We start from the raw sequence: 25,935 nt of genomic DNA on the forward strand, positions 1-25,935 counted from the left end.
CCCCTCTCCGGCCCCGGAGCCCGTGGCCCCCGCCGTCCCGCCCGCCGCGGCCGTCTGAGCCGGCCCGTCCGGCACGAAGGAAGAAGAAGCATCATGAAGATCGACTGGGCAGCCCTGGGCTCCGTGTTCGGCGTCAGCCTCGTGGTCACCGTGGGCCTCGTGACCCTGTTCACCCTCGGCGTCATGGGCCTGTCGCGCCAGGAACGCGCGACGGCGCAGGGCGGGTCGGCCGCCCTCGCGGTGACGGGCGCGTACGCGTGCTTCGCGGCCTGCGCGGCGGCGGTGGCGTACGGGATCTCCCTGATCGTGGCCTGACAGGTCATCGGGACACCCCTGGGGTGCGGGACGGGCAACCGTCCCGCACCCCTTCGCGTGTGAGCGCCGCGATCGTGCGCGTGTGGGGTTCTGCACACTCTCCCCGCGCAGGTCAACAGCAAGTTGACGGCCCTTCCGGGCCCGTGGTGGACTGCCCGGGCCATGTACGGCGGCAGAAGAGGAAGCCGGTGTGAATCCGGCGCGGTCCCGCCACTGTCACCGGGGTAGTAACCCCCGGGAGCCAGGAACTCTCGCCGCGGTCTCGTCGAACCAGGGCGTGGACACCCTGAGTGAGGACACATAGCCATGTTCGGCTGCCCATCGAGCGCCTCGCGCGTCGCCCCCACCCCGTCGGCCGCCCGCACGGCCGGCTGAGCCGGTGGGTGCCGATCGCGTCCACGCGTACGGCGCCGCCGCCGGCCTCCTCGGCGACCTGCTCCTCGGCGACCCCCGCCGGGGGCATCCGGTCGCCGCGTTCGGGCGGGCCGCGGGCGCCGTGGAGCGGCTGCTGTGGCGGGACCACCGGGGATGGGGCGCCCTGCACACCGCGGTGTGCGCGGGCGGCGCCGTCGCCCTGGCGGCCGTCGCCGCGCGGACCGTGCGCGGGCGTCCCGCCGCCTCCGTCGCGCTCACCGGCGCCGCCACCTGGGCCGTCGTCGGGGGCGCCTCCCTCGTGCGGGAGGCCCGGGGCATCGCGCGCGCCCTGGAGGCGGGGGACGTCGACGCCGCCCGGGAGCGGCTGCCGCGGCTGTGCGGGCGCGACCCGCAGGCCCTGGACGCCGACGGGATCGCCCGGGCCGTCGTGGAGTCCGTCGCCGAGAACACCTCGGACGCCGTCGTCGGCGCGCTGGTGTGGGGGGCCGCGGCCGGAGTGCCGGGGCTGGTCGGGTTCCGCGCCGTCAACACCCTGGACGCCATGGTCGGGCACCGGTCGCCGCGCCATCTGCGCTACGGGTGGGCCTCGGCCCGGCTCGACGACGTCGCCGGCTGGCCCGGCGCCCGGCTGACCGCCGTGCTCGCCGCCGTCGCCGGGGACCATCCCCGCGGCGCGGTGCGGGCCTGGCGCGCCGACGCCCGCGCGCACCCGAGCCCCAACGCCGGGCCCGTGGAGGCGTCCTTCGCGGGCGCCCTCGGGGTGCGGCTGGGCGGAACCCTGTCGTACGGCGGCCGGGTCGAGCACCGGCCCGTGCTCAACGCGGCGGGGCGGCCCGTCGTGACCGGGGACATCGAACGCGCCGCGCGGCTCTCCCGCCGTGTCGGCCTGCTCGCGCTCGGCGTGACCGTCGCCGCGCGCTGGGCCGCGACAACGGCGCTCCACGCGCGGAAGGGGCGTACGTCATGAGCGGGGGCCTCCTGGTGGCCGGCACCACCTCCGACGCCGGCAAGAGCGTCGTCACGGCCGGGATCTGCCGGTGGCTGGTGCGCCGGGGAGTGAAGGTCGCGCCGTTCAAGGCGCAGAACATGTCCCTGAACTCGTTCGTCACGCGCGAGGGCGCCGAGATCGGACGGGCGCAGGCCATGCAGGCGCAGGCCTGCCGCATCGAGCCGACGGCGCTGATGAACCCCGTGCTGCTCAAACCCGGCGGGGAGCAGAGCAGTCAGGTGGTGCTGCTGGGCAGACCGGTCGGCGAGATGAGCGCCCGCGGGTACCACGGCGGGCGGCAGAACCGGCTCCTCGGCACCGTTCTCGACTGCCTGGCCGAGTTGCGGGGCACGTATGACGCGGTGATCTGTGAGGGGGCCGGGAGTCCCGCCGAGATCAATCTGCGGCGGACGGACATCGTCAACATGGGCATCGCCCGCAACGCCGGGCTGCCCGTGCTGGTCGTGGGCGACATCGACCGCGGCGGGGTCTTCGCCTCGTTCTTCGGGACCGTCGCGCTGCTGTCCCCCGAGGACCAGGCGCTGGTCGCCGGGTTCCTCGTGAACAAGTTCCGCGGCGACGTCTCCCTGCTGGAGCCGGGCCTGGACATGCTGCACGGGCTCACCGGGCGGCACACGTACGGCGTGCTGCCGTTCCGGCACGGGCTCGGCATCGACGAGGAGGACGGACTGCGCGTGTCCCTGCGGGGCACCGTGCGGGAGTCGAACACCGCCCCGCCCGTCGGGGAGGACGTGCTGCGCGTCGCCGTCTGCGCCGTCCCGCTGATGTCGAACTTCACGGACGTGGACGCGCTGGCCGCCGAACCCGGCGTCGTCGTGCGGTTCGTGGACCGCCCCGAGGAACTGGCCGACGCCGACCTGGTGGTGATCCCGGGGACCCGGGGGACGGTGCGGGCGCTTCAGTGGATGCGCGAACGCGGGCTGGCCGAGGCCGTGTCGCGGCGGGCCGCCGAGGGGCGACCCGTCCTCGGCGTCTGCGGCGGCTTCCAGATGCTCGGCGAGCGCATCGAGGACGACGTCGAGAGCCGGCGCGGACGGGTCGACGGGCTCGGCATCCTCCCCGTGCGGGTGCGGTTCGCCCGCGAGAAGACCCTCACCCGGCCGGTCGGGGAGGCCCTCGGCGAGCGGGTCGAGGGCTACGAGATCCATCACGGCGTCGCCGACGTCACCGGGGGCGACACCTTCATCCGCGACGACGAGGGACGCGGCCTGGACGGCTGCCGGGTCGGGCAGACCTGGGGCACGCACTGGCACGGCTCCCTGGAGTCGGACGGGTTCCGGCGGGCGTTCCTGCGCGAGGTGGCGGCCGCCGCGGGCCGCCGGTTCACGCCGGCCCCCGACACCTCCTTCGCCGCGCTGCGCGAGGAGCAGCTCGACCGGCTCGGCGACCTGATCGAACAGCACGCGGACACCGACGCGCTCTGGCGGCTCATCGAGTCGGGCGCGCCGCAAGGACTGCCTTTCATTCCACCGGGAGCGCCCGCATGAGCACAGTGTTGTTGTTGTCGACCGCCGACACCGATCTGCTGGCGGCCCGGGCCGCCACCGGCGTCGACTACCGGATCGCCAACCCGACCCGCGTCGACGTCGAGCGGGAACTGCCCGCGCTCCTCGACGGCGCCGACATCGCCGTCGTACGGCTGCTCGGCGGCAAGCGCGCCTGGGAGGACGGGCTCGCCGTGCTCAGGGCGTCCGGCGTCGCGACCGTGCTGCTGGGCGGGGAGAGCGTGCCGGACGCCGAGCTGATGGCCGAGTCGTCGGCGCCGGCCGGCGTGGTGGCGGAGGCGCTGCGGTACCTCGTGGAGGGCGGCCCGGCCAACCTGGCCGAGCTGGCCCGGTTCCTGTCCGACACCGTGCTGCTGACCGGTGAGGGGTTCGAGGAGCCGCGCGCGATGCCGGAGTTCGGCGTCCACGGCTCCCCCGAACAGCGCGACGGCCGGCCGACCGTGGGCGTGCTGTTCTACCGGGCCCACGAACTGAGCGGGAACACCGCCTTCGTGGACACCCTGTGCGAGGCGGTCGAGGCGCGGGGGGCAAACGCCCTGCCCGTGTACTGCGGTTCGCTGCGCGGGGCGGACGCCGGGCTGTACGAGATCCTCGGCCGCTGCGACGTCCTCGTCGCCACCGTCCTGGCCGCCGGAGGCGCGCACGCCTCGCAGGCGTCGGCGGGCGGCGACGAGGAGGCCTGGGACGTCGGAGCGCTCGCCGAACTCGACGTGCCCGTGCTGCAGGGCCTGTGCCTGACCTCGTCCCGCGCGGCCTGGGAGGCGTCGGACGCCGCCCTGTCCCCCATGGACGCGGCTATGCAGGTCGCGATCCCGGAGTTCGACGGGCGGCTCGTCACGGTGCCGTTCTCCTTCAAGGAGCAGGGGCCCGACGACGTCCCCGTGTACATCGCCGACCCCGAGCGGGCCGCCCGGGTCGCGGGGATCGCCGTCCGCCATGCCAGGCTGCGGCACAAGCCCAACGCCGAGAAGAAGCTCGCGCTGGTCTTCACCGCCTACCCCACCAAGCACTCGCGGGTCGGCAACGCCGTCGGCCTGGACACCCCCGTCTCGGCGGTGCGGGTGCTCGACGCGCTGCGGGACGCGGGCTACGTCGTCGAGGGGCATCCCGACGACGGCGACGAGCTGATCCACCGGCTCATCGACGCCGGCGGCCACGACGTCGAGTGGCTCACCGAGGAGCAGCTCGCGGCCGCGCCCGCGCGCGTGCCGCTGGCCGACTACCGGGCCTGGTTCGACCGGCTCGAGCCCGGGCTGCGCGACGGCATGCTCCAGGCGTGGGGCGAGCCGCCGGGCTCCCTCTACGTCGACGGCGACGACATCGTGCTGGCCTGCCTGCAGTTCGGCAACGTCGTCGTGATGATCCAGCCGCCGCGCGGGTTCGGCGAGAACCCGATCGCGATCTACCACGACCCCGACATGCCGCCGTCGCACCACTACATGGCCGCGTACCGGTGGCTGGAGAACAGTTTCGGCGCCGACGCGATCGTGCACATGGGCAAGCACGGCACGATGGAGTGGCTGCCGGGCAAGGGGCTCGGGCTGAGCGGCGGCTGCGCGCCGGACGCAGTCCTCGGCGAACTGCCGCTGGTCTACCCGTTCATCGTCAACGACCCGGGCGAGGGCACGCAGGCCAAGCGGCGCGGGCACGCCACCGTCGTGGACCATCTCGTCCCGCCGATGGCGCGGGCGGACACCTACGGCGACCTGGCGAAACTGGAGCAGCTGCTCGACGAGTACGCGCTGGTCAGCGACCTCGACCCGACGAAGGCGCCGGCCGTGCGCGCGCAGATCTGGACGCTGGTGAAGGCCGCCGAGCTCCACCACGACCTGCACGTGGACGACCAGCCCGACGACGACGCCTTCGACGAGTTCGTCATGCACATCGACGGCTATCTGTGCGAGATCAAGGACGTGCAGATCCGCGACGGCCTGCACGTCCTGGGCGGCGGTCCGGCCGGCGAGGCGCGGGTGAACCTGGTGCTGGCGGTGCTGCGCGCCTCACAGGTGTGGGGCGGGCAGGCGCACGCGCTGCCGGGGCTGAGGGCGTCGTTCGCGGCCCATTTCGGGCTCGACGAGAAGGAGTTGCTGGCCGAGCCGGGCGCGCCGGTGAAGGCTCCGGTGGAGCTGACCGACCTGGTCGAGGGGCCGTCGCGGTCGGCGGCCGACGCGATCGATCTGCTGGAGCAGCTGTGCCGGCGCGTCGCGGAGGGCATGGAGGCGCGGGACTGGGCGCTCGTCGAGTGCCGTCCGCTCGTGCGCGACGTCGTCGGCGCCGAACTGCCGGACGCCGTCGCGGTGCTGGAGTTCGCCTGCCGTGAGCTGGTGCCGAGGCTCGCCCGGACGACGGACGAGATCGGGCACATCCTCAAGGCGCTGGACGGCGGTTACGTGCCCGCCGGCCCCTCGGGCTCCCCGACCCGCGGCCTGGTCAACGTGCTGCCCACCGGCCGCAACTTCTACTCCGTCGACCCCAAGGCCATCCCGTCCAGGCTGAGCTGGGAGGTCGGGCAGGCGCTGGCCGACTCGCTCGTGCAGCGCCACCTCCAGGACACCGGCGCGTACCCGAAGTCGGTCGGCCTGACGGTGTGGGGCACCTCGGCGATGCGCACCCAGGGCGACGACATCGCCGAGATCCTGGCGCTGCTGGGCTGCCGCCCGGTCTGGGACGACGCCTCGCGCCGGGTGACCGGCTTCGAGGTCGTCCCCCTCGCGGAGCTGGGCCGGCCGCGCATCGACGTCACCGTCCGCATCTCGGGCTTCTTCCGGGACGCGTTCCCGCACGTGATCGGGCTGCTCGACGACGCGGTGCGGGCGGTGGCCGAGCTGGACGAGCCCGCCGAGTCCAACTTCGTGCGCGCGCACGTCGACGAGGACGCGGCCGGGCACGGCGACCGGCGACGGGCGAGCGCCCGGATCTTCGGCTCCAAGCCGGGGGCGTACGGGGCCGGGCTGCTGCCGCTGATCGACGCCCGCAACTGGCGCTCGGACGCCGACCTCGCCGAGGTGTACGCCGTCTGGGGCGGCTACGCCTACGGGCGCGGGCTCGACGGGCGGGCCGCGCGCGGGGACATGGAGACGGCGTTCCGGCGGATCGCCGTCGCCGCGAAGAACGTGGACACCCGCGAGCACGACCTCGTCGACGCCGACGACTACTTCCAGTACCACGGCGGCATGGTCGCCATGGTGCGCCATCTGACGGGCGCCAACCCCGAGGCATACGTGGGTGATTCGGCCACCCCGGACCAGGTGCGGACCCGCACCCTGGGCGAGGAGACGCACCGCGTGTTCCGCGCGCGGGTGGTCAACCCGCGCTGGATGGCGGCCATGCGGCGGCACGGCTACAAGGGCGCCTTCGAGATGGCGGCGACCGTCGACTACCTCTTCGGGTACGACGCCACCGCCGGGGTCGTCGACGACTGGATGTACGAGAAGCTCAGCGCGGAGTACGTCTTCGACGCGGACAACCGCGACTTCATGAAGAAGTCCAACCCGTGGGCGCTGCGCGGGATCACGGAACGACTCCTGGAGGCCGCCGAGCGCGGCCTGTGGGCGGAGCCGGACGCCGACACGATCGAGCGGCTGCGCGCCACCTACCTGGAGCTGGAAGGCGATCTGGAGGACGACCAGAAGTGAGCACTCCTTTCCCGTTCACGGCCGTGGTCGGCCAGGACGACCTGCGGCTCGCGCTGCTGCTGAACGCCGTGTCGCCGGCGGTGGGCGGTGTGCTCGTCCGCGGCGAGAAGGGCACCGCCAAGTCGACGGCCGTGCGGGCCCTGTCGGCGCTCCTGCCCGCGCTGGACGTGGTCGTCGGCTGCCGGTTCTCCTGCGATCCCGACTCCCCCGATCCGGCCTGCCCGGACGGCCCGCACGAGCCGGGCGCGTTCGAGACGCGGCCCGCGCGCCTGGTCGAGCTGCCGGTGGGCGCGTCGGAGGACCGGCTGGTCGGCGCGCTCGACATCGAGCGGGCGCTCTCCGAGGGCGTCAAGGCCTTCGAGCCGGGGCTCCTCGCGGACGCGCACCGCGGGATCCTCTACGTCGACGAGGTCAACCTCCTGCACGACCACCTGGTCGACCTGCTGCTGGACGCGGCCGCGATGGGCGCCTCCTACGTGGAGCGCGAGGGCGTCTCGGTGCGCCATGCGGCCCGGTTCCTGCTCGTGGGCACGATGAACCCCGAAGAGGGCGAACTGCGGCCGCAGTTGCTCGACCGGTTCGGGCTGACGGTCGAGGTGGCCGCCTCGCGCGAGCCCGACCTGCGGGTGGAGGTCGTCCGGCGCAGGCTCGCCCACGACGACGATCCGGCCGCCTTCGCCGCGCGCTGGGCGGACGAGGAGGCCGCGGTGCGGGCGCGGATCGTGGCCGCGCGTGCGCTGCTGCCGTCGGTGCGGCTGGGCGACGCCGCGCTGCGGCAGATCGCGGCGACCTGCGCGGCGTTCGAGGTGGACGGCATGCGGGCCGACATCGTCATGGCGCGCACGGCGACCGCGCTGGCCGCGTGGGCCGGGCGCACGGACGTCCTCGCGGAGGACGTGCGCCAGGCCGCGCTGCTGGCGCTGCCGCACCGGCGCCGCCGCAACCCCTTCGACGCGCCGGGACTCGACGAGGACAAGCTCGACGAGACGCTGGAGGAGTTCGGCGGCCGGGACGAGTCCGGCCCCGACGACGGCGCCGGACGTGACGTGGACCCGAGCGACGACGGGCGCGGCGACGACGGTCCCGAGGACGACGGACCCGGCGGGGGCGGCGGCCGGCCCGCGCCCGACGCCGGTCCGGACGGCGGCGACACGGGCGCCCGGCCCGAGGCCGGGCAGGACGGCGCGCCGCAGCCCTCGGGACCCTCCGAACGGTCCGCCGTCCGCGCCGCCGAGCCCTTTCGCACCAAGGTGCTGAGCGTGCCGGGCATCGGCGAGGGGGCCGCCGGACGGCGGTCACGGGCGCGCACCGAGCACGGGCGCACCACGGGGGCCCGCCGCCCCCGGGGCGCCCTGACCAAGCTGCACCTGGCGGCGACCGTGCAGGCGGCCGCCCCGCACCAGCGGGCGCGCGGACGCAGCGGGCCCGGTCTGGTGGTGCGGCGCGACGATCTGCGCCAGGCGACCCGGGAGGGGCGCGAGGGCAACCTCGTGCTGTTCGTGGTCGACGCCTCCGGGTCCATGGCGGCCCGGCAGCGGATGAGCGCGGTGAAGGGCGCCGTGCTGTCGCTGCTCCTGGACGCCTACCAGCGGCGGGACAAGGTGGGGCTCGTGACGTTCCGGGGGGCCGCGGCCGAGCTCGCGCTGCCGCCGACCTCGTCGGTGGACGCCGCCGCCGTGCGCCTGGAGTCGCTGCCCACGGGCGGGCGGACGCCGCTGGCCGCCGGGCTGCTGAGGGCGCACGACGTGCTGCGGGTGGAGCGGCTGCGCGATCCGGCGCGCCGGGCGCTGGTCGTGGTCGTCACCGACGGTCGGGCCACCGGCGGCCCCGAGCCCGTCGCCCTCGCCGGGCGGGCGGCGCGGCTGTTCGCGGCCGACGGCGTCGCCTGCGTGGTCGTGGACTGCGAGTCCGGGCCGGTGCGGCTAGGGCTCGCCGGGCAGCTGGCCGGCGAGCTGGGCGGCGCGGCCGTGACGCTGGAGGAGCTGCGGGCGGACTCCATCGCGGGACTGGTCAAGGACGTGCAGGGGACTTCGAGGAGGGCCGCGTAATGCCGCAGGGACAGCCGAGCATGGTGCCGGACGACGGACTGACGACCCGTCAGCGCCGCAACCGGCCGCTGGTGGTCGTGCACACCGGCGTCGGCAAGGGCAAGTCGACCGCCGCGTTCGGGCTCGCCCTGCGGGCCTGGAACCAGGGGTGGCCGATCGGGGTGTTCCAGTTCGTCAAGTCGGCGAAGTGGAAGGTCGGCGAGGAGAACGCGCTGCGCGTGCTGGGGGCGTCCGGGCAGGGCGGCTCCGTGGACTGGCACAAGATGGGCGAGGGGTGGTCCTGGGTCCAGCGGGATGCCCAGATGGACAACGAGGAGAAGGCCCGCGAGGGCTGGGAGCAGGTCAAGCGGGACCTGGCCGCGCAGACGTACCGGCTGTACGTGCTCGACGAGTTCGCGTACCCGATGCACTGGGGCTGGGTCGACACCGACGAGGTCGTCGAGGTGCTGCGCGACCGCCCGGGGACCCAGCACGTCGTGATCACCGGGCGCAACGCGCCGGAGAAGCTCGTCGACTTCGCCGACCTCGTGACGGACATGTCCAAGGTGAAGCATCCGATGGACGCCGGCCAGAAGGGCCAGCGGGGCATCGAGTGGTGACGCCGTGCTGACCTCCCCGTCCTCCGTCCCCCGGCTGGTCGTCGCCGCGCCCTCCTCGGGCAGCGGCAAGACCACCGTCGCCACGGGCCTGATGGCCGCGTTCGCCGCGCGGGGGCTCGCCGTGTCCCCGCACAAGGTCGGGCCCGACTACATCGATCCCGGCTACCACTCGCTCGCCGCCGGGCGGGTCGGGCGCAACCTCGACGCCTACCTGTGCGGACCGGAGCTCGTCGCCCCGCTGTTCCTGCACGGGGCGCGGGGGTGCGACGTCGCCGTGGTCGAGGGCGTGATGGGGATGTTCGACGGGGCCGCCGGGGAGGGGGAGCTGGCGTCCACCGCGCAGGTGGCGAAGCTGCTGCGGGCGCCGGTGGTGCTCGTCGTCGACGCGTCGTCGCAGTCGCGGTCGGTGGCGGCGCTGGTGCACGGGTTCGCCTCCTGGGACCCGCAGGCGCGCATCGGGGGCGTGATCCTGAACAAGGTCGCCTCGGACCGGCACGAGGAGTTGCTGCGGGAGGCGCTGGACGCGGCGGGGACGCCGGTGCTGGGGGTGCTGCGGCGGGCTCCGCAGGTGGACACGCCCTCGCGGCACCTCGGGCTGGTGCCGGTCGCCGAACGGCGGGCCGAGGCGGTCGAGTCGGTCGCCGCGATGGCCGCGCAGGTGGCGCAGGGGTGCGACCTGGAGGCGCTGCTCGCCCTGGCGCGGGGCGCCGGGACGCTGCCCGGCGCGGCCTGGGACCCGGCCGAGGCGCTGTCCGCGCTGCCGCAGGCCCCTCCCGACGCGTCCTCCCGGGGCGCCGCTCCCGGCCCCCCGCGCCGGCCGGTCGTCGCCCTGGCCGGAGGACCGGCGTTCACCTTCTCCTACGCCGAGCACGCGGAGCTGCTGACCGCCGCGGGCGCCGAGGCCGTCGTCTTCGACCCGTTGCGCGACGAGGGGCTGCCGGAGGGGGCGTCCGCGCTGGTGATCGGCGGCGGGTTCCCGGAGGTGTACGCGGCCGAGCTGTCCGCCAACGAGCCGCTCCGCAAGGCCGTCGCCGAGCTCGCCGGGGCCGGTGCGCCGGTCGCCGCCGAGTGCGCGGGGCTGCTGTACCTGTGCCGTGAGCTCGACGGGCTCCCGATGTGCGGGGTCCTCGACGCGCGGGCCCGGATGTCCGAACGGCTCACCCTCGGCTACCGCGACGCCGTCGCCGTGAGCGACAGTGTGCTCGCGCCGGCCGGTACCCGGATGCGGGGCCACGAGTTCCACCGGACGGTCGTCGAGCCCGGCGCGGGCGCGGTCCCCGCCTGGGGTGTGCGCACCCCCGAGCGGCGGGTCGAGGGCTTCGTACAGCAAGGCGTGCACGCGAGTTATCTGCACACGCACTGGGCGGCCGAGCCCGGTGCGGCCCGTCGGTTCGTCGAGAGGTGCCGGACGTCATGAGCAGCAGGCTGGTCGGAGTCGGGGTGGGCCCGGGGGATCCGGAGCTGGTGACCGTCAAGGGGGTCAACGCGCTGCGGGCCGCCGAGGTCGTCGTCGTGCCCGTGATGGACAGCGGCGAGGAGGGCCGGGCCGAGGCCACCGTGGTGCACTACGTGCCGCGGGACAAGGTCCTCCGGGTCGTCTTCGCGCTGAACGAGCGCACCGACCGGGCCCGGCGGGAAGCGGCCTGGGACGCCGCCGGAGAGCGGGTGGCCGAGCTGCTGCGACGGCACGCGTCGGTCGCCTTCGCGACCATCGGCGACCCCAACGTGTACTCCACCTTCACCTATCTCGCGCAGACCGTGGCGCAGGCGGTGCCCGGTACGGTGATCGAGACCGTCCCCGGCATCACCGCCATGCAGGATCTCGCCGCCCGGTCCGGCGCGGTGCTGACCGAGGGCACCGAGCCGCTCACGCTGGTGCCGGTGACGGCCGGGTCGGCCGTGCTGAAGGACGCGCTCGCCGGGCCGGGGACCGTCGTCGCCTACAAGTTCGGGCGTCAGGCCGCCGAGGTCGCCGAGGCGCTGCGGGAGACCGGACGAATCCGGGACGCGGTGTGGGGGTCGGCGCTCGGGCTGGCGCAGGAGTCGATCCGGTCCGCCGACGAGCTCGACGGCGAACCGCTGCCCTACCTCTCCACGCTGATCGCGCCCGCGCGACGCCTGGGCGGCCGGGGCGGCAAGCTGTGAGAGCGCCCGCCTCCCGGCCGCGCGTCCCGTCACGCGGCCAGGCCCACCACCAGCCAGATGAAGGCCGCGCCCGCGATCGTGCACAGCACGGTCGAGCGGGCGGGGTGTTCGTGGTGGGCCTCGGGGAGGATCTCGGCGGCCGCGAGGTAGAGCAGCGCGCCGCCGAAGAAGCCCAGGTAGCCGCCGAGCAGCTGTTCGGGGATGGTGACGAAGGTCGTCGAGGCCGCGCCCGCGATCGGCGCCGCCGCGTCCGCGAACAGCATGGCCAGGGCCTTGCGCCGGGCGTTCCCGTACAGGCTGGTGATCGTGTACGTGTTGAAGCCGTCCGCGAAGTCGTGGGCGATGACCGCGAGCGCCACGGCCAGTCCCATGCCGCCGCCCACCTGGAAGGCCGCGCCGATCGCGACGCCGTCCATGGCGCTGTGGAAGACCATGGCCGCGGCCGCCGTCAGACCGACCTCCGGGGCCCTGCCGTCGTGTGCCCTGACGTCGTGCCCGCCGCCGTCGTGCCCGCCGCCGTCGTGCGCGCCGCCGGCGGGGAGGCGTCCGGCGTGGTGGGCGTGAGCGGAGTGCTCCCCCGCCGCCGCGGCGCAGGCGTGCTCCTCGGCGCCGTGGGCGGCCTGGCGCACCGCCAGCAGCCGTTCCACCAGATGGGCCACCAGGAAGCCCGCGACGAACAGCAGCAGCGCGGCCGGGACGCCGAACACCTCGGCGCCGGCCGCCTCCAGCGCCTCCGGCAGCAGGTCCAGGCCGACCACGCCCAGCATCAGGCCGCCGGCCAGGCCCAGCACCAGGTGGCGGCGGTCGGTCACGCGTTGTGCCGTCCAGCCGCCGGCCAGCGTCATGAGGAACGCGCCGAGCGCGACGAAGACCGCCATAGGCCCTTGCTATCCGATCCACCCCCCATCGCGCACATCCGCGCCGCCCGCTGACCCCGGGAAAGCAGCACATAGCCCGTTATGAGAGGACCCGAACCCATGGCCGATGCCCCCACCGGCAAGGTGACCTTCGTCGGCGCCGGCCCCGGCGCCGCCGACCTGCTGACGTTCCGCGCCGCGCGCGCCATCGCCGAGGCCGACGTCGTGATCTGGGCCGCGAGCCTGGTGCAGGCGGAGGTCCTCACCCACGCGCGGGAGGGCGCGGAGATCCTCGACTCGGCGACCATGTCCCTGGAGGACGTGGTGGCCGTGTACGAGCGGGCGCGCTCCGAGGGCCTGAGGGTCGCCCGCATCCACTCCGGGGACCCCGCGCTGTGGGGCGGCACCCAGGAGCAGCTCGACCGCTGCGAGGAGATCGGCCTCGCCACCGAGATCGTCCCTGGCGTCTCCTCCTTCTCGGCCGTCGCCGCGATCGCCCGCCGCGAGCTGACGATCCCCGAGGTCGCCCAGTCCGTCGTCCTCACACGGCTCGGCGGCGGCAAGACGCCGATGCCGCCGGGCGAGGAGGTGCGCGAGTTCGCCAAGCACGGCACCACGATGGCGGTCTTCCTGTCCGCGGCGCGCAGCGGGCAGCTCGTGCGGGAGCTGCTGGAGGGCGGCTACCCGACGTCCACCCCGGTCGTCGTCGCGCACCAGGCGACCTGGCCGGAGGAGCTCGTCGTGAGGTGCACGATCGGGACGCTGGAGGAGACGGTGAAGGAGCACAAGCTCTGGAAGCACACCCTCTTCCTGGTCGGCCCGGCCCTGGACGCGCAGGGCACCCGCTCGCACCTGTACCACCCCGGTCACTTCCACGGCTACCGCAAGGCCGACCCGCAGGCCCGGCGGGAGCTGCGCGCACGGGGTGCGAGCACGTGAGCCGACCCATCACGGTGGTCGGCACGGGGACGGGCGCGCCGGTCCCCGCCGACGCGCTGGCCGGGGCCGACCTGGTCGTGGGCGGACGCCGGCACCTGGACGCGGCGGAGCTGCCCGCGTCGGCGCGGCGCGTCGTGCTCGGCCCGCTGGCGCCGGCCCTGGACGCCGTGGAGGAGTACGCCGGCGCCGAGCGGCGCGTGGTCGTGCTGGCCTCGGGCGACCCCGGGTTCTTCGGGATCGTGCGGGCGCTGGCCGAGCGGTTCGGGCCGGGGCGGCTCGACGTGCGGCCCGGCGTCTCCTCCGTGGCGACCGCCTTCGCACGGGTCGGGCTGACCTGGGACGACGCCGTGGTCGTCAGCGCGCACGGGCGGGATCCGCGCACGGCGGTCAACGTCTGCCGGGCGCACCCGAAGACGGCCGTGCTGACCGGGCCCGGCGCCGGGCCCGCCGAGCTGGGCGCGGCCCTCGCGCGCAGCGCGCCCGGCCGGACGCTGGTCGTGGCCGAGGCGCTGGGCGATCCCGGGCGCGAGCGTCTGGAGCGGGTCTCGCCCGCCGAGGCCGCCGGACGCGACTGGGGGACGGCGGTGAGCGTCGTGCTGTGCCTGGACGAGACGCGGACCCCGGGCCCGGCCCGCACGCTCGCCGGGCCCGGCGCCGGGCCCGCCGGATGGGCGCTGCCCGAGGGCGACTTCGCGCACCGCGACTCGATGATCACCAAGTTCGAGGTGCGGGCGCTGGCCCTGGCCCGGCTCGGACCCCGCCCCGGCGAGCTGGTCTGGGACGTCGGCTCCGGTTCGGGGTCGGTGGCCGTGGAGTGCGCCCGCCTGGGCGCCGCCGTCAGCGCCGTGGAGAAGGCCGCGGACGGGGTGGAGCGCGTCCGCGCCAACGCGGCCGCCCACGGCGTCGACGTGCACGTGGTGCACGGCGCGGCGCCGGACGCGCTGACCGCGCTCGACGAGCCCGACGCCGTGTTCGTCGGCGGGGGCGGCGACGAGCTGCCCGCCATCGTGACGGTGTGCGCGCGACGGGCCCGGCGCACGGTCGTCGTCGCCCTGGCCGCGCTGGACCGGGTGCCCGCGGTGCGCGCCGCGCTCACCGGCGCCGGCCTCGACTGCGAGGGGGTGCTGCTCCAGTCCTCGCGGCTGGCGCCGCTGCCGGGCGACGTGACCCGGCTCGCGGCCGCCAATCCCGTCTTCCTGCTGTGGGGGAACCGGCGCCCGGCCGGCTCGCATCCCGTGAACCGAGAAGGAGTTGCCCAGTGATCGGCCTCATCTCCGCCACCGCGGCGGGCGCGGCGGCACGCGACCGGCTGGCCGCGGCATGGCCGGACCGCACCCGCGTCTACGACGGACCCGTGGGCGACGCCGTGCGGCGGGCGTTCGGCGAGTGCGACGGGCTCGTGTGCTTCCTCGCGACCGGCGCGGTCGTCCGGCTCGTCGCGCCGCTGCTGTCCGACAAGGCGTCCGACCCGGGCGTGGTGTGCGTCGACGAGGCCGGGCGGTTCGCCGTCTCGCTGGTCGGCGGGCACGGCGGCGGCGCCAACGAACTCGCCGTCTCGGTGGGCGGGTTGCTGGGCGCGGAGCCCGTGGTGACCACGGCCACGGACGCGGTGGGCGTGCCCGGTCTGGACACCCTCGGCCTGCCGGTGGAGGGCGATGTGGCGGGCGTGACGCGGGCCCTGCTCGACGGCGAGCCGGTCGCGCTGGACGCCGAGGTGGCGTGGCCGCTGCCGGCGCTGCCGTTCGCGGCGCGGCCCGGCACGCCGGGCGGGCCCGTCGTCCGCCTGACCGACCGTGCCCTGGCGCCCGGCGACGGCGAGGTGCTGGTGCGTCCGCCGTCCCTGGTCGTCGGCGTCGGCGCGTCCAGGGGGGTGCCGGCCGACGAGGTCCTCGATCTGGTGGAGGGCGCGCTGCGGGACGCGGGACTGTCCCCGCGCAGCCTCGCCGAACTGGCCACGGTGGACGCCAAGCGCGACGAGCCCGGCATCGTCGAGGCGGCCGCGCGGCTCGCGGTGCCCGTGGTGACCCACCCGGCCGAGGAGCTGGCGAAGGTCGTGGTGCCCAACCCCTCCGACGCCCCGCTCGCCGCGGTGGGCACCCCGTCGGTCGCCGAGGCGTCCGCCCTCGCCCGCGGCGGTGAACTCCTCGTCCCCAAGCGCAAGTCGGCGCGGGCGGACGGGCACGCCTCCATGGCCACGTGCGCCGTCGTGCGGCGTCCCGCGCGCGGGCGGCTCGCGGTGGTCGGGCTCGGCCCCGGCGCCCGTGATCTGCTCACCCCGCGCGCCACGGCCGAACTGCGCCGGGCCGCCGTGCTCGTCGGGCTCGACCAGTACGTCGACCAGATCCGCGACCTGCTGCGGCCGGGCACCCGGATCCTGGAGTCCGGCCTGGGCGCCGAGGAGGAGCGGGCCCGCACGGCCGTCGAGGAGGCCCGGCGCGGACAGGCCGTCGCGCTCATCGGCAGCGGGGACGCGGGCGTGTACGCCATGGCCTCCCCCGCGCTCGCCGAGGCGTCCGACGACATCGACGTGGTCGGGGTGCCCGGCGTGACGGCCGCCCTCGCGGCCGGCGCGATCCTCGGTGCGCCGCTCGGCCACGACCACGTGTCCATCAGCCTCTCCGACCTGCACACGCCGTGGGAGGTCATCGAGCGGCGGGTGCGCGCGGCGGCCGAGGCGGACCTCGTGGTCACCTTCTACAACCCCCGTTCGCGGGGCCGCGACTGGCAGCTTCCGAAGGCGCTGTCGATCCTCTCCGGGCACCGGGAGCCGGCCACTCCGGTGGGCGTCGTGCGCAACGCGTCCCGGCCGGACGGCACCAGCAGGCTGACCACGCTCGCCGAACTCGATCCGGCCTGGGTCGACATGATGACCGTCGTCACCGTGGGCAACACCGCCACCCGCGCCGTCGCGGGGCGCATGGTGACGCCCCGCGGCTACCGCTGGCAGGAAGCCGCCCCGGAGCAGGCCGGGTGACCCGGCCGCCCCGGGCCGCACCCGCACCCGCGCACGGGCGCGCGCCGCGACCGTCGTCCCGCCCCGCACCCCTTACCGACCCCCTTCCCGATCCCGAGGAGACACCGTGACCACCCCGCCGCCCGCGCTGCTCATCGCCGGCCATGGCACCCGCGACGAGGCCGGAGCCGAGGCGTTCCGCGACTTCGTCCGGGAGCTGGGCCGCCGCCATCCGGACCTGCCCGTCGCGGGCGGCTTCATCGAGCTCTCGCCGCCGCCGCTCGGCGACGCGGTGAGCGAGCTGGTGGAGCGCGGCGTGCGGCGCTTCGCGGCCGTCCCGCTGATGCTGGTCTCCGCCGGACACGCCAAGGGCGACATCCCGGCCGCCCTGTCCCGCGAGAAGGAGCGCCACCCGGGGATCTCCTACACCTACGGTCGTCCGCTGGGCCCGCACCCGGCGCTGCTGAACGTGCTGGAGCGGCGGTTGGACGAGGCGCTGGGCACGGCGGGGCGCACCCCCGAGGACCTCGCCGACGTGACCGTGCTGCTGGTCGGACGCGGCTCGACGGACCCGGACGCCAACGCCGAGGTGTACAAGGCGGCCCGGCTGCTGTGGGAGGGACGCGGGTACGCGGGCGTCGAGACCGCGTTCGTCTCGCTGGCCGCGCCGGACGTGCCCGGCGGGCTCGACCGGTGCGCGCGACTGGGCGCGCGGCGGATCGTCGTCCTGCCGTACTTCCTGTTCACCGGGATCCTGCCGGACCGGGTGCGGCAGCAGACCGAGGGCTGGGCGGCCGCGCATCCCGAGGTCGAGGTGCGCTCGGCGGACGTCATCGGCCCCGAGCCGGAGCTGCTCGACCTGGTGATGGAACGGTACGAGGAGGCCGTCAAGGGCGACCTGCGGATGAACTGCGACTCGTGCGTGTACCGGATCGCGCTGCCGGGCTTCGAGGACAAGGTGGGGATGCCGCAGCAGCCGCACTTCCACCCCGACGACGAGGGACACCACCACGGCGGTCACCACCACGGACACTCGCACTCCCATGCGCACTGAGGGCCACGCCGGGGAGCACGACCTGCGCCACCACGGGGACGCGGAGGTGCGCGGCGACGGCTCGGCGCTCATCGACCTCGCCGTGAACGTCCGCGCCGACACGCCCCCGCGCTGGCTGCGCGAGCGCCTCGCCGCCTCCCTCGACGGCCTGGCCGCGTACCCGGACGGGCGGGCCGCGCGGGCGGCGGTCGCTGCCCGGCACGGGCTGCCCGTCGAGCGGGTGCTGCTCACGGCGGGCGCCGCGGAGGCGTTCGTGCTGCTGGCGCGAGCCCTGAAGGTCCGTCGGCCCGTCGTCGTGCACCCGCAGTTCACCGAGCCGGAGGCGGCGCTGCGGGACGCCGGGCACAGCGTGGACCGGGTGCTGCTGCGGGAGGCGGACGGTTTCCGGCTGGATCCCGCGGACGTGCCCGAGGACGCGGACCTGGTGGTGGTCGGCAACCCGACGAACCCGACGTCGGTGCTGCATCCCGCGGGGGCCGTGCGGCGGCTGGCCCGGGCCGGGCGGACGCTGGTGGTCGACGAGGCCTTCATGGACGCGGTGCCCGGTGAGCGGGAGTCGCTCGCCGGGGCGACGGACGTGCCCGGTCTGGTCGTGCTGCGCAGTCTGACGAAGACCTGGGGGCTGGCCGGGCTGCGGATCGGGTACGTCCTCGCTGCGCCGGAGACGATCGCCGACCTGGAGCGGGCGCAGCCGCTGTGGCCGGTGTCGTCGCCGGCGCTGGCGGCGGCGCAGGCGTGCATGGGGTCGCAGGCGCTGGCCGAGGCCGCGCACGCCGCGCACCGCGTCGCCGCGGACCGGGCGCACCTGGTCGCCGGTCTGGAGGAGTTCGCCGCCGACGGGCTGCGGGTGGTGGGACCGGCGGACGGACCGTTCGTCCTGGTCCGGCTGCCGCGGGCCGCCGCCGTCCGGGAGCGCCTGCGCACCCTGGGCTTCGCCGTCCGGCGCGGGGACACCTTCCCGGGCCTCGGCGAGGAGTGGCTGCGCCTGGCGGTCCGCGACCGCACCACGGTGAACCGTTTCCTCCAGGCCCTGGACCAGGCACTCGCCCTGGCCCGCGACTGACCTGACCGCCGGCGACCGCCCCGCGTGCGGTCCGGTCAGCCTCGACGGCGGGACAGGGCCACGGCTCCGGCGCCCGCCAGCAGCAGCGCCAGGGCGCCGCCCGCCACGTACGGCGTCACCGGACTCCCTCCGGTCCGCGCCAGGTCCGCCTCCGCGGGCGCGCCCTGGGCCCTGACGTCGGCGGCCGGGGCGGCGGTGTCCGGCTCGGCCGCCGGGGCGGCCCGGTGTCCCTTCGCGGGGTCCTCGGTCCGTTGCGCGCCCTGCCCCCGTCCCGGCTCCTGTTCCCGGTCCCGGTCCTGGTCCGGCTCGTGGGCCGCGGGGGTCTCGCAGGTGGCCGCGGCCAGGGTCAGGGTGCCGGTGACCTCGGCGACGTTCAGGTGCAAGGGGTTGAGCGAGACCGTGAGTTCGAGGGCGGTGGCGGCGGCCGTGCGGGAGGTCGTCCCGCGCTCGGCCAGGTCCAGCCGGACCTCCCCCACCCCCGGCGCCTTCACCCGGACGGGGCCGCCCGCGCCGACCGACACCTTCTTCCCCAGGACGGTCACCGAGCCGGGCAGACGGGACACGGCGACCGGCGGCCGGCCCACCGCGCAGGTCGCCTTCGAGGTGACCGCGGCGACCTCGACGACGGAGAGCAGCGGCAGGCCGGGGACGTGCAGCCGGGCGTGCGCCAGGCGGACGGACGCCTCGGCCTTCTCGTCGCCGGTCGTCGCCTTCGCCTCGGCGACGTCGGCCCGCAGGACGCCGAAGGGCCTGCCGCCGGCCACCCCGTCCAGTTCGGCCGTGAGCGCCGTCCTCCCGGCGCTGCGCGGCGCGCGCACCTCGTCGAGGGAGAGGGCCAGCGGAACGTGGACGCTCTTGTCGAGCAGGGCCACGTCGAGGCCGGTGCGCAGGACGGACGCGCTCGCGCGGCCCTGGGCGCCCCGCGCGTGGGCGTTGTCGGCGCCGGCCAGGGCGGCGGGACCGGCGGCCAGGGCCGTCGCCGTCGCGACGGCGGCGACGCGACGGGCGTGTGCGGGCATGCGGAAGGTGGTGCCGTTCAAGGGTGGGACCCCCACGAGAGACGCTTCGGGACCCCGCAAGAATTACGTACGAGGGGTGAACGGTCAGCGGGGCGAAGCGAGTTCACTCCAACGTGGATTCCTCGCGCACGCCTTCGAGTCGAACGGCACGCACGTTCCCCGGAGCGTCGGCGCACCCGGGTCCCGGCGCCCCGGCCGTCAGCCCACCACCCGCCCGTTCAGCACCACCCGGCGCGGCGCCGCCAGCACCCGGACGTCCGCGCGGGGGTCGCTCCCGTAGACCACCAGGTCCGCCGGGGCGCCCTCGGCCAGACCCGGGCGGCCGAGCCACTCGCGTGCGCCCCAGCTCGCCGCCGAGAGCGCCGTCAGCGGCGGGACGCCGGCCGTCACCAGCTCCGCGACCTCCGCGGCCACCAGTCCGTGCGGCAGCGTGCCGCCCGCGTCCGTGCCGACGAAGACGGCGATGCCCGCGTCATGGGCGTTGCGCACGGTGTCGTACCGGCGTTCGTGGAGCCGGCGCATGTGGGCCGCCCAGCGGGGGAACTTCGCCTCGCCACCGGCCGCCAGGCCCGGGAACGTGGCGATGTTCACCAGGGTCGGGACGATCGCCACGCCCCGTTCGGCGAACAGCGGGATCAGGTCGTCGGTGAGCCCCGTCGCGTGCTCGACGCAGTCGATGCCCGACTCGACCAGGTCGCGCAGCGAGTTCTCGGCGAAGCAGTGGGCGGTGACCCGCGCGCCCAGCCGGTGGGCCTCGGCGATGGCCGCCTCGGCCGCCTCCCGGGGCCAGCTCGGGGCCAGGTCCCCCACCTCGCGGTCGATCCAGTCGCCGACCAGCTTGACCCAGCCGTCACCGCGCCGGGCCTCCCGGGCGACGTAGGCGACCAGGTCGTCGGGCTCGATCTCATGGGCGTAGCCGCGCAGGTAGCGGCGGGTGCGGGCGATGTGCCGGCCCGCGCGGACGATGGCGGGCAGGTCCTCGCGGTCGTCGACCCAGCGGGTGTCCGAGGGTGAGCCGGCGTCGCGCAGCAGCAGCGCGCCGGCGTCCCGGTCGGTCAGCGCCTGCTTCTCGGCGACGTCCGCCTCCACCGGGCCGTGCGGGCCCAGGCCCACGTGGCAGTGGGCGTCGACGAGACCGGGCAGCGCCCAGCCCTCGACGCCGAGCACGTCGCGGGCGCCGACGGGCCGGTCGTAGGAGATCCGGCCGTCGACGACCCACAGCTCGTCGCGGACGTCGTCGGGTCCGGTCAGGACCCGGCCCTTCACATGCAGCACCGGGTGATCGCTCATGCCCGGCACCTTAGTGAGCTACCGGTCGGCGCCGCCCACCTGGTCGGACCTCTCCTCCTCCACCTCGGCCATCGCGGGGTCGAGGAGGCGGGAGAGGAAGTGGCGGGTGCGCTCGTGCGCGGGGGCGCCGATGACCTGTGCCGGGGCGCCGTCCTCGACGATCACGCCGCCGTCCATGAAGACGACCCGGTCGGCGACCTCGCGCGCGAAGGTCATCTCGTGCGTGACGACCATCATCGTCATGCCCTCCTGCGCCAGCATGCGCATGACGGCCAGGACGTCGCCCACCAGCTCCGGGTCGAGCGCCGAGGTCGGCTCGTCGAAGAGCATCACCTCGGGACCCATGGCCAGGGCGCGGGCGATGGCGACGCGCTGCTGCTGCCCGCCGGAGAGGGAGGCCGGGTAGGCGGTCGCCTTGTCCGACAGGCCGACGCGCTCCAGGTTCTCGGCGGCCACCTTCGCCGCCTGCGCCTTGCCGCGCCCGAGCACCCGGCGCTGCGGCAGGGTGAGGTTCTCGGTCACCGACAGGTGCGGGAAGAGGTTGAACTGCTGGAAGACCATGCCGATGCGGCGTCGGACGGCGTCGATGTCGACGTCGGGGTCGGTCAGTTCCGTGCCGCCGACGAAGACCTGGCCGCCGGACGGCTCCTCCAGCAGGTTCACGCAGCGCAGCAGCGTCGACTTGCCGGAGCCGGAGGGCCCGATCACGCAGACGACCTCGCCGTGGCCGACCTCCAGGTCGATGCCCCGCAGGACCTCGTTGTCGCCGAACGACTTGCGCAGCGCGCGCACTTCGATCTCGGGTCGGCTCATTTCACGGCCTCCTGGGCCTTCGCCTCCATACGGCGCACGACGAAGCCGAGCGGGATGGTCACCAGCAGGTAGCACAGGCCGGCGACCAGGATCGGCGTCGAGTTGGCGGTGGTGCTGGCCAGGTCGCGGCCGTACTTGGACAGTTCGCGCTCCTCCAGCGTCACTCCGAGGAGCAGCACCAGGGAGGAGTCCTTGAAGAGCATGATCAGCTCGTTGGTGAGCGGCGGAAGGATGATCCGGAAGGCCTGGGGGATGACGACCGAGACCATGGCGCGCGCGGGCGAGAAGCCGAGCGAGCGGGCGGCCTCCGTCTGTCCCCGGGGCACGGCCTGGATGCCGGCGCGGAACGTCTCCGCCATGTACGCGGCGCCGATCAGACCGAGTCCGAGGGCGGCCTTGCCGTACGTGCCGCCGACGATCTCCGTGCCGGGGAAGGCGAGCGGGACGGCCACGCCGATGAACACGAAGATCAGCAGGGCGGGCAGGCCGCGGAAGATCTCGATGTAGACGCCGGCCAGCCAGCGGTACGGCCCCACCGAGGACAGCCGCATCAGCGCGACGACCAGTCCGAGCAGCAGGCCCAGCACGAACCCGGAGACCGTGTAGAGCACGGTGTTCTTCAGGGCGAGCGTGAGGACGTCCGGGAACATCTGCCGGGCGATGTCCCACTGGGCGAACTGGTTCTTCAGCCGGCCCCAGTCCGCCGAGACCGCGAACACGATCACGGCGGCGACGAAGACGACGTACTGCGCGCCCCGCGAGAGGCTGCGCTTCTGCCGCCGGGTCAGCCCCTTCTTCCTGGGCTGGAGGGGTACGTCCGTGTCGGCCATGGGGTCAGGACGCCGAGGCGGAGGCCGACGGGGAGGCGGCCGACGCGTCGTAGGGACCGATCCACTGCTCGTACAGCTTCTTGTACGTGCCGTCGGCCTTCGCGTCCTTGAGCGCCTTGTTGATCGCGGCGGCCAGCTTGGCGTTGCCCTTCTTCACCGTGAAGCCGTACTGCTCGCCGGTGTTGAGGTTGTCGACGACCTTGAAGGCGCCGGCGTTGGCCTTGTCCTTGAGCCAGCCCTGGACGACCGGGTAGTCGATGATGACGGCCTTGACCTGGCCGGTGCGCAGGCCGTTGAGGACGGCGTCGGAGGACTCGAAGGAGACCGGGTCGAAGCCCTGCTTCTTGGCGTAGTCCTCGCCGGTGGTCTGGGCCTGGGCGCCGAGCTTGACGCCCTTGGACTTCACGTCGGCGAGCGAGGCGACGCCCGCGCCCTTGTCGACCAGGACGGCCTGGGTGGCGTCGAAGTACGGGTCGGAGAAGTCGACGTTCTTCTTGCGCTCGTCGGTGATGGTCATGCCGGCCGCGGCCAGGTCGCACTGGCCGGAGTTGAGGAAGGCGCCGGTCTTGAAGTTCTCGAACGGCGTGTCGGTGATCACCTGCTTGACGCCGAGGTCCTTGGCGACGAGGTCGATCAGGGAGACGTCGAAGCCCTGCACCTTGCCGTCGATCTCCGACTGGAAGGGCGGGTAGGGCAGGTGGGTGCAGGTGGTGAGCTGGCCCGCCTTGACGAGCTCGACCCCGCCGGCGGCGGTCTTGGAGCCGCTGCCCCCGTCGTCGGTGGAGGTGCAGGCGGCCACGAGCATCAGCCCGGCCGTCGCGGTGGTGGCGGCCAGGATGCGGATCCGGCGCCCGGGGAGGGTGTTCACGGCGGGCCTTCCTGTAAGGGAGCTGAGGGTTCCGATTATAAGGAGAAGTTTGAGTGCCTCAAATCAAACCGATGGCCACAGCGTCGTTCGACCTAAGAAGTCGGCAATGGGAGGGGTCCGGGAGGCGCCGGATACCCTCGTCACCTCTACCCCGTGAGTGAAGAGAGCACCCTCGTGACCCACCCGTTCCTGGACCTCGCCCCGCTGAGCGCAGCGCACTTCGCCTCGATCGAGGACCGGGTGGCGCGGCTGCTGGACACCCGGCAGGACGTCGTGATCATGCAGGGCGAGGCGCTGCTGCCGCTGGAGGGCGCGATCCGCGCGACGGCCGGTCCCGGCACGACCGCACTGAACGTGATCACCGGGCCCTACGGGCAGACCTTCGGCGACTGGCTGCGGGACTGCGGCGCGACGGTGATCGACCTGGCGGTCCCCTTCCACACCGCGGTCACCGCGGAACAGATCCGCGCGGCCCTCGCCGAGCACCCGGAGACCGACTTCGTGTCGCTGGTGCACGCGGAGGCCGCCACCGGCAACACCAACCCGGTCGCGGAGATCGGCGAGGCGGTGCGGGCCCACGGCGCACTGTTCTACCTGGACGCCGTCGCCTCGATCGGCGCCGAGCCCGTGCTGCCGGACGCGTGGGGCGTGGACCTGTGCGTGATCGGCGCGCAGAAGGCCATGGGCGGGCCCGCGGGGGTGTCCGCGGTGTCGGTGAGCGAGCGGGCGTGGGCGCGGATGGCCGCCAACCCGCGTGCGCCGCGCCGCTCGTACCTGTCGCTGCTGGACTGGAAGGAGCGGTGGATCGACGGCGGCCGCAGCACGCTCCTGCACGCGCCGGCGCAGCTGGAGATGCTGGCGCTGGAGGCGTGCGTCGAGCGGATCGAGGCGGAGGGCCCTGCCGCCGTCATGGACCGCCACGCCCGCGCCGCGGCGGCCACGCGCGCGGGCGCGGTGGCGCTGGGCGGCGGACTGGAGCCGTACGTGCGCGACGCGGCGGACGCGGCGCCGGTCGCCACGACGCTGCGCACGCCCCCGGGGATCGTGGCGTCGGAGCTGGTGGCGCGGGCACTGGAGGGCGACGCGGCCCTGCCGCTGGCCGCGGGCGGCGGCGCGCTGGCCAAGGAGATGATCCGGGTCAACCACTACGGGGCCGACGCGACGGTGGGGGCGGTACAGGGCTGCCTGGCCGCTCTCGGGGCCGCACTGGCGGAGTCCGGGGCGAGCGTGGACCTGGAGGGCGCCCGGCGGAGCGTGGAGCACGCCTGGCGTTGAAGCCGGGCCGCCGGCCCCTGCCCCGGCACACGGCCCGGGGCGCCCGGCGACACACCGCCGACGTACCGCCGACACCGACGCACCCGGCGGCCGGACGCCCCGCTGACGAACGGCGACGGGCCCGGTCGAGGCCCACGGCGAGGGCGGCGAGGTCGTGCCGTGTCGCGCTGCGCAGCGGGGGCGACGTGGTGGCCCGGATCGTCGGGCCGGGCGTGCCGGAGGCGGCGGCGACGACCACGACGACCGCCCCCCTCACCGGCTTCACCCCGGCCGCGACCGCCCGGCGTCCCTCCGGCCCGGAATCCGCTCAGGGTCCCGGCGTCGGCGCCGTCGTCGTCCTCGGCGATCCGGGGCGCCACGCACTCCACGTTCCCCGCGCAGGACGGCCGGATCGACGGAACGTGGGGTGCGCCGCGCCCGGTGACCTCGCGCACACCGAGCACGCCGGGCACACCGGCGTTCTCCGGCAGCGCGCCGACGGGGCGACCGGAGCGTGAATTCCAGGTGATATCCGAATTCCCTTCGGATCGCCTCCCGGTTTCTCTCCCTTTCGGCGGCCCTTCTTTACCCGGTTTCCACGACTCTTTTAAGGGGATGGCGTTCCCGAGTTCTTCTGCCCGGATTCCCCGGGGCTAAACGCGGAGATTTCCCGGGGCCGCGTGGTCACGTGATGCATTGCACAAGCGGGGCGTTATGCCCTTTTCGCGCGGTGCAAAAAGGGATGAAACAGTCAGACGCACCGGGGCCATCACGGAATCCCCACGGCCCCTCCATGCGTTTTTGAATTTCGCTGGGTAAGTTCGATCCGCATGACCGCCACACAAGCAGACCTGCGTATAGACCGTCCGTCGGTGGCGGACGGAGCCGCGCTATGGCGTATCGCCAAGGAATCCCGGACCCTCGACCTGAACTCCTCCTACAGCTATCTCCTGTGGTGCCGTGACTTCGCCGGCACCTCGGCCGTGGCGCGGGCCGAGGACGGCGAGCCGGTCGGGTTCGTCACCGGCTACGTCCGCCCGGAGGACCCGCACACCCTGCTCGTGTGGCAGGTCGCGGTCGACGCCGCCTACCGCGGCCGCGGGCTCGCCGCCGCGCTGCTCGACGGGCTGACCGCGCGGCTCGCCGCCGAGCGCCCGGTCACCGCCGTCGAGACCACGATCACCCCGGGCAACACCGCCTCCGAGCGGCTGTTCGCCTCGTTCGCCGAGCGGCACGGGGCGGACGTCACCCGCGAGGTGCTGTTCGACGCCGGGCAGTTCCCCGACGGCCCGCACGACCCCGAGGTCCTGTACCGCATCGGCCCGCTGGCCGGCTGAACCCCCCACCCCCGGTCCTCCCTCCCC

22 protein-coding genes and 1 riboswitch are annotated in these 25,935 nt (G+C 74.9%); of the genes, 16 read left to right on the forward strand and 6 right to left on the reverse strand.

Annotated elements, in window-relative coordinates; translation table 11 throughout:
• The first annotated feature begins 93 nt into the window (after positions 1 to 93).
• From KMS84_RS28695 to cobI, 8 genes are all read left to right on the forward strand, one after another.
• Entirely contained in the window at positions 94 to 315 is a 222-nt protein-coding gene (locus tag KMS84_RS28695) for a hypothetical protein (protein ID WP_256919371.1), read from the forward strand.
• Between the two features lie 129 nt (positions 316 to 444).
• Positions 445 to 586: riboswitch (cobalamin riboswitch) on the forward strand.
• A 108-nt stretch (positions 587 to 694) separates the two neighbouring features.
• Entirely contained in the window at positions 695 to 1,657 is a 963-nt protein-coding gene (locus KMS84_RS28700; protein ID WP_256919372.1) for a cobalamin biosynthesis protein, read from the forward strand.
• On the forward strand, positions 1,654 to 3,186 hold the full coding sequence (locus tag KMS84_RS28705; protein ID WP_256919373.1) for a cobyric acid synthase: 1,533 nt from the start codon (positions 1,654 to 1,656) through the stop codon (positions 3,184 to 3,186). The genes KMS84_RS28700 and KMS84_RS28705 overlap by 4 nt, the downstream gene beginning before the upstream one ends.
• On the forward strand, positions 3,183 to 6,839 hold the full coding sequence (cobN, locus tag KMS84_RS28710) for a cobaltochelatase subunit CobN (RefSeq protein ID WP_256919374.1): 3,657 nt from the start codon (positions 3,183 to 3,185) through the stop codon (positions 6,837 to 6,839). The genes KMS84_RS28705 and cobN overlap by 4 nt, the downstream gene beginning before the upstream one ends.
• Positions 6,836 to 8,887 (forward strand): putative cobaltochelatase, encoded by a 2,052-nt coding sequence (locus KMS84_RS28715; protein ID WP_256919375.1) that lies wholly within the window; start codon positions 6,836 to 6,838, stop codon positions 8,885 to 8,887. The genes cobN and KMS84_RS28715 overlap by 4 nt, the downstream gene beginning before the upstream one ends.
• Positions 8,887 to 9,486, forward strand: coding sequence for a cob(I)yrinic acid a,c-diamide adenosyltransferase (gene cobO / locus KMS84_RS28720; protein ID WP_256919376.1), 600 nt, complete (start codon positions 8,887 to 8,889; stop codon positions 9,484 to 9,486). Before KMS84_RS28715 ends, cobO begins: the two co-directional genes overlap by 1 nt.
• 7 nt (positions 9,487 to 9,493) lie before the next feature.
• Complete coding sequence (locus tag KMS84_RS28725; RefSeq protein ID WP_256919392.1) at positions 9,494 to 10,903, forward strand: cobyrinic acid a,c-diamide synthase CobB; 1,410 nt, start codon at positions 9,494 to 9,496, stop codon at positions 10,901 to 10,903.
• Positions 10,900 to 11,631, forward strand: a complete 732-nt coding sequence (gene cobI / locus KMS84_RS28730; protein ID WP_256919377.1) for a precorrin-2 C(20)-methyltransferase — start codon at positions 10,900 to 10,902, stop codon at positions 11,629 to 11,631. Before KMS84_RS28725 ends, cobI begins: the two co-directional genes overlap by 4 nt.
• A 29-nt stretch (positions 11,632 to 11,660) precedes the next feature.
• Here cobI and KMS84_RS28735 read toward each other — a convergent pair whose 3' ends face one another.
• Positions 11,661 to 12,509: a ZIP family metal transporter gene (locus KMS84_RS28735; protein ID WP_256919379.1), complete on the reverse strand. Its 849-nt coding sequence runs from the start codon at positions 12,507 to 12,509 to the stop codon at positions 11,661 to 11,663.
• Between the two features lie 99 nt (positions 12,510 to 12,608).
• Here KMS84_RS28735 and cobM point away from each other — a divergent pair, with 99 nt between their 5' ends.
• From cobM to cobC, 5 genes are all read left to right on the forward strand, one after another.
• Positions 12,609 to 13,427, forward strand: a complete 819-nt coding sequence (gene cobM / locus KMS84_RS28740; RefSeq protein ID WP_256919380.1) for a precorrin-4 C(11)-methyltransferase — start codon at positions 12,609 to 12,611, stop codon at positions 13,425 to 13,427.
• Positions 13,424 to 14,689, forward strand: coding sequence for a precorrin-6y C5,15-methyltransferase (decarboxylating) subunit CbiE (gene cbiE / locus KMS84_RS28745; protein WP_256919381.1), 1,266 nt, complete (start codon positions 13,424 to 13,426; stop codon positions 14,687 to 14,689). Before cobM ends, cbiE begins: the two co-directional genes overlap by 4 nt.
• Positions 14,686 to 16,401, forward strand: a complete 1,716-nt coding sequence (gene cobJ / locus KMS84_RS28750) for a precorrin-3B C(17)-methyltransferase (protein WP_256919382.1) — start codon at positions 14,686 to 14,688, stop codon at positions 16,399 to 16,401. The genes cbiE and cobJ overlap by 4 nt, the downstream gene beginning before the upstream one ends.
• 106 nt (positions 16,402 to 16,507) lie before the next feature.
• Positions 16,508 to 17,434: a sirohydrochlorin chelatase gene (locus KMS84_RS28755; protein WP_256919383.1), complete on the forward strand. Its 927-nt coding sequence runs from the start codon at positions 16,508 to 16,510 to the stop codon at positions 17,432 to 17,434.
• A complete protein-coding gene (cobC, locus tag KMS84_RS28760) occupies positions 17,424 to 18,497 on the forward strand; it encodes an Rv2231c family histidinol phosphate aminotransferase CobC (protein WP_256919384.1) in 1,074 nt (357 codons plus the stop codon). The genes KMS84_RS28755 and cobC overlap by 11 nt, the downstream gene beginning before the upstream one ends.
• Positions 18,498 to 18,532: 35 nt before the next feature.
• Here cobC and KMS84_RS28765 read toward each other — a convergent pair whose 3' ends face one another.
• The 5 genes from KMS84_RS28765 to KMS84_RS28785 form a co-directional block, all read right to left on the reverse strand.
• On the reverse strand, positions 18,533 to 19,537 hold the full coding sequence (locus KMS84_RS28765; protein ID WP_256919385.1) for an SCO1860 family LAETG-anchored protein: 1,005 nt from the start codon (positions 19,535 to 19,537) through the stop codon (positions 18,533 to 18,535).
• Between the two features lie 177 nt (positions 19,538 to 19,714).
• Positions 19,715 to 20,806: an amidohydrolase family protein gene (locus KMS84_RS28770; RefSeq protein ID WP_256919386.1), complete on the reverse strand. Its 1,092-nt coding sequence runs from the start codon at positions 20,804 to 20,806 to the stop codon at positions 19,715 to 19,717.
• Positions 20,807 to 20,824: 18 nt separating this feature from the next.
• On the reverse strand, positions 20,825 to 21,619 hold the full coding sequence (locus KMS84_RS28775) for an amino acid ABC transporter ATP-binding protein (RefSeq protein ID WP_256919387.1): 795 nt from the start codon (positions 21,617 to 21,619) through the stop codon (positions 20,825 to 20,827).
• Entirely contained in the window at positions 21,616 to 22,449 is an 834-nt protein-coding gene (locus KMS84_RS28780) for an amino acid ABC transporter permease (RefSeq protein WP_256919388.1), read from the reverse strand. The genes KMS84_RS28775 and KMS84_RS28780 overlap by 4 nt, the downstream gene beginning before the upstream one ends.
• Positions 22,450 to 22,453: 4 nt before the next feature.
• Positions 22,454 to 23,317 carry a transporter substrate-binding domain-containing protein gene (locus KMS84_RS28785; protein ID WP_256919389.1) on the reverse strand — a complete coding sequence of 288 codons (864 nt, stop codon included), beginning with the start codon at positions 23,315 to 23,317 and terminating at the stop codon, positions 22,454 to 22,456.
• Positions 23,318 to 23,491: 174 nt separating this feature from the next.
• Between KMS84_RS28785 and KMS84_RS28790 the strand changes: the two genes are divergently transcribed.
• From KMS84_RS28790 to ectA, 3 genes are all read left to right on the forward strand, one after another.
• Positions 23,492 to 24,592, forward strand: a complete 1,101-nt coding sequence (locus tag KMS84_RS28790) for a pyridoxal-phosphate-dependent aminotransferase family protein (protein ID WP_256919393.1) — start codon at positions 23,492 to 23,494, stop codon at positions 24,590 to 24,592.
• A gap of 185 nt (positions 24,593 to 24,777) precedes the next feature.
• Positions 24,778 to 25,089, forward strand: coding sequence for a hypothetical protein (locus KMS84_RS28795; RefSeq protein WP_256919390.1), 312 nt, complete (start codon positions 24,778 to 24,780; stop codon positions 25,087 to 25,089).
• Positions 25,090 to 25,401: 312 nt separating this feature from the next.
• Positions 25,402 to 25,908, forward strand: coding sequence for a diaminobutyrate acetyltransferase (ectA, locus tag KMS84_RS28800; protein ID WP_256919391.1), 507 nt, complete (start codon positions 25,402 to 25,404; stop codon positions 25,906 to 25,908).
• Positions 25,909 to 25,935: the final 27 nt, after the last annotated feature.

This window comes from Streptomyces hilarionis, from assembly GCF_024539675.1.
In the GTDB taxonomy this organism is placed as follows: domain Bacteria; phylum Actinomycetota; class Actinomycetes; order Streptomycetales; family Streptomycetaceae; genus Streptomyces; species Streptomyces hilarionis.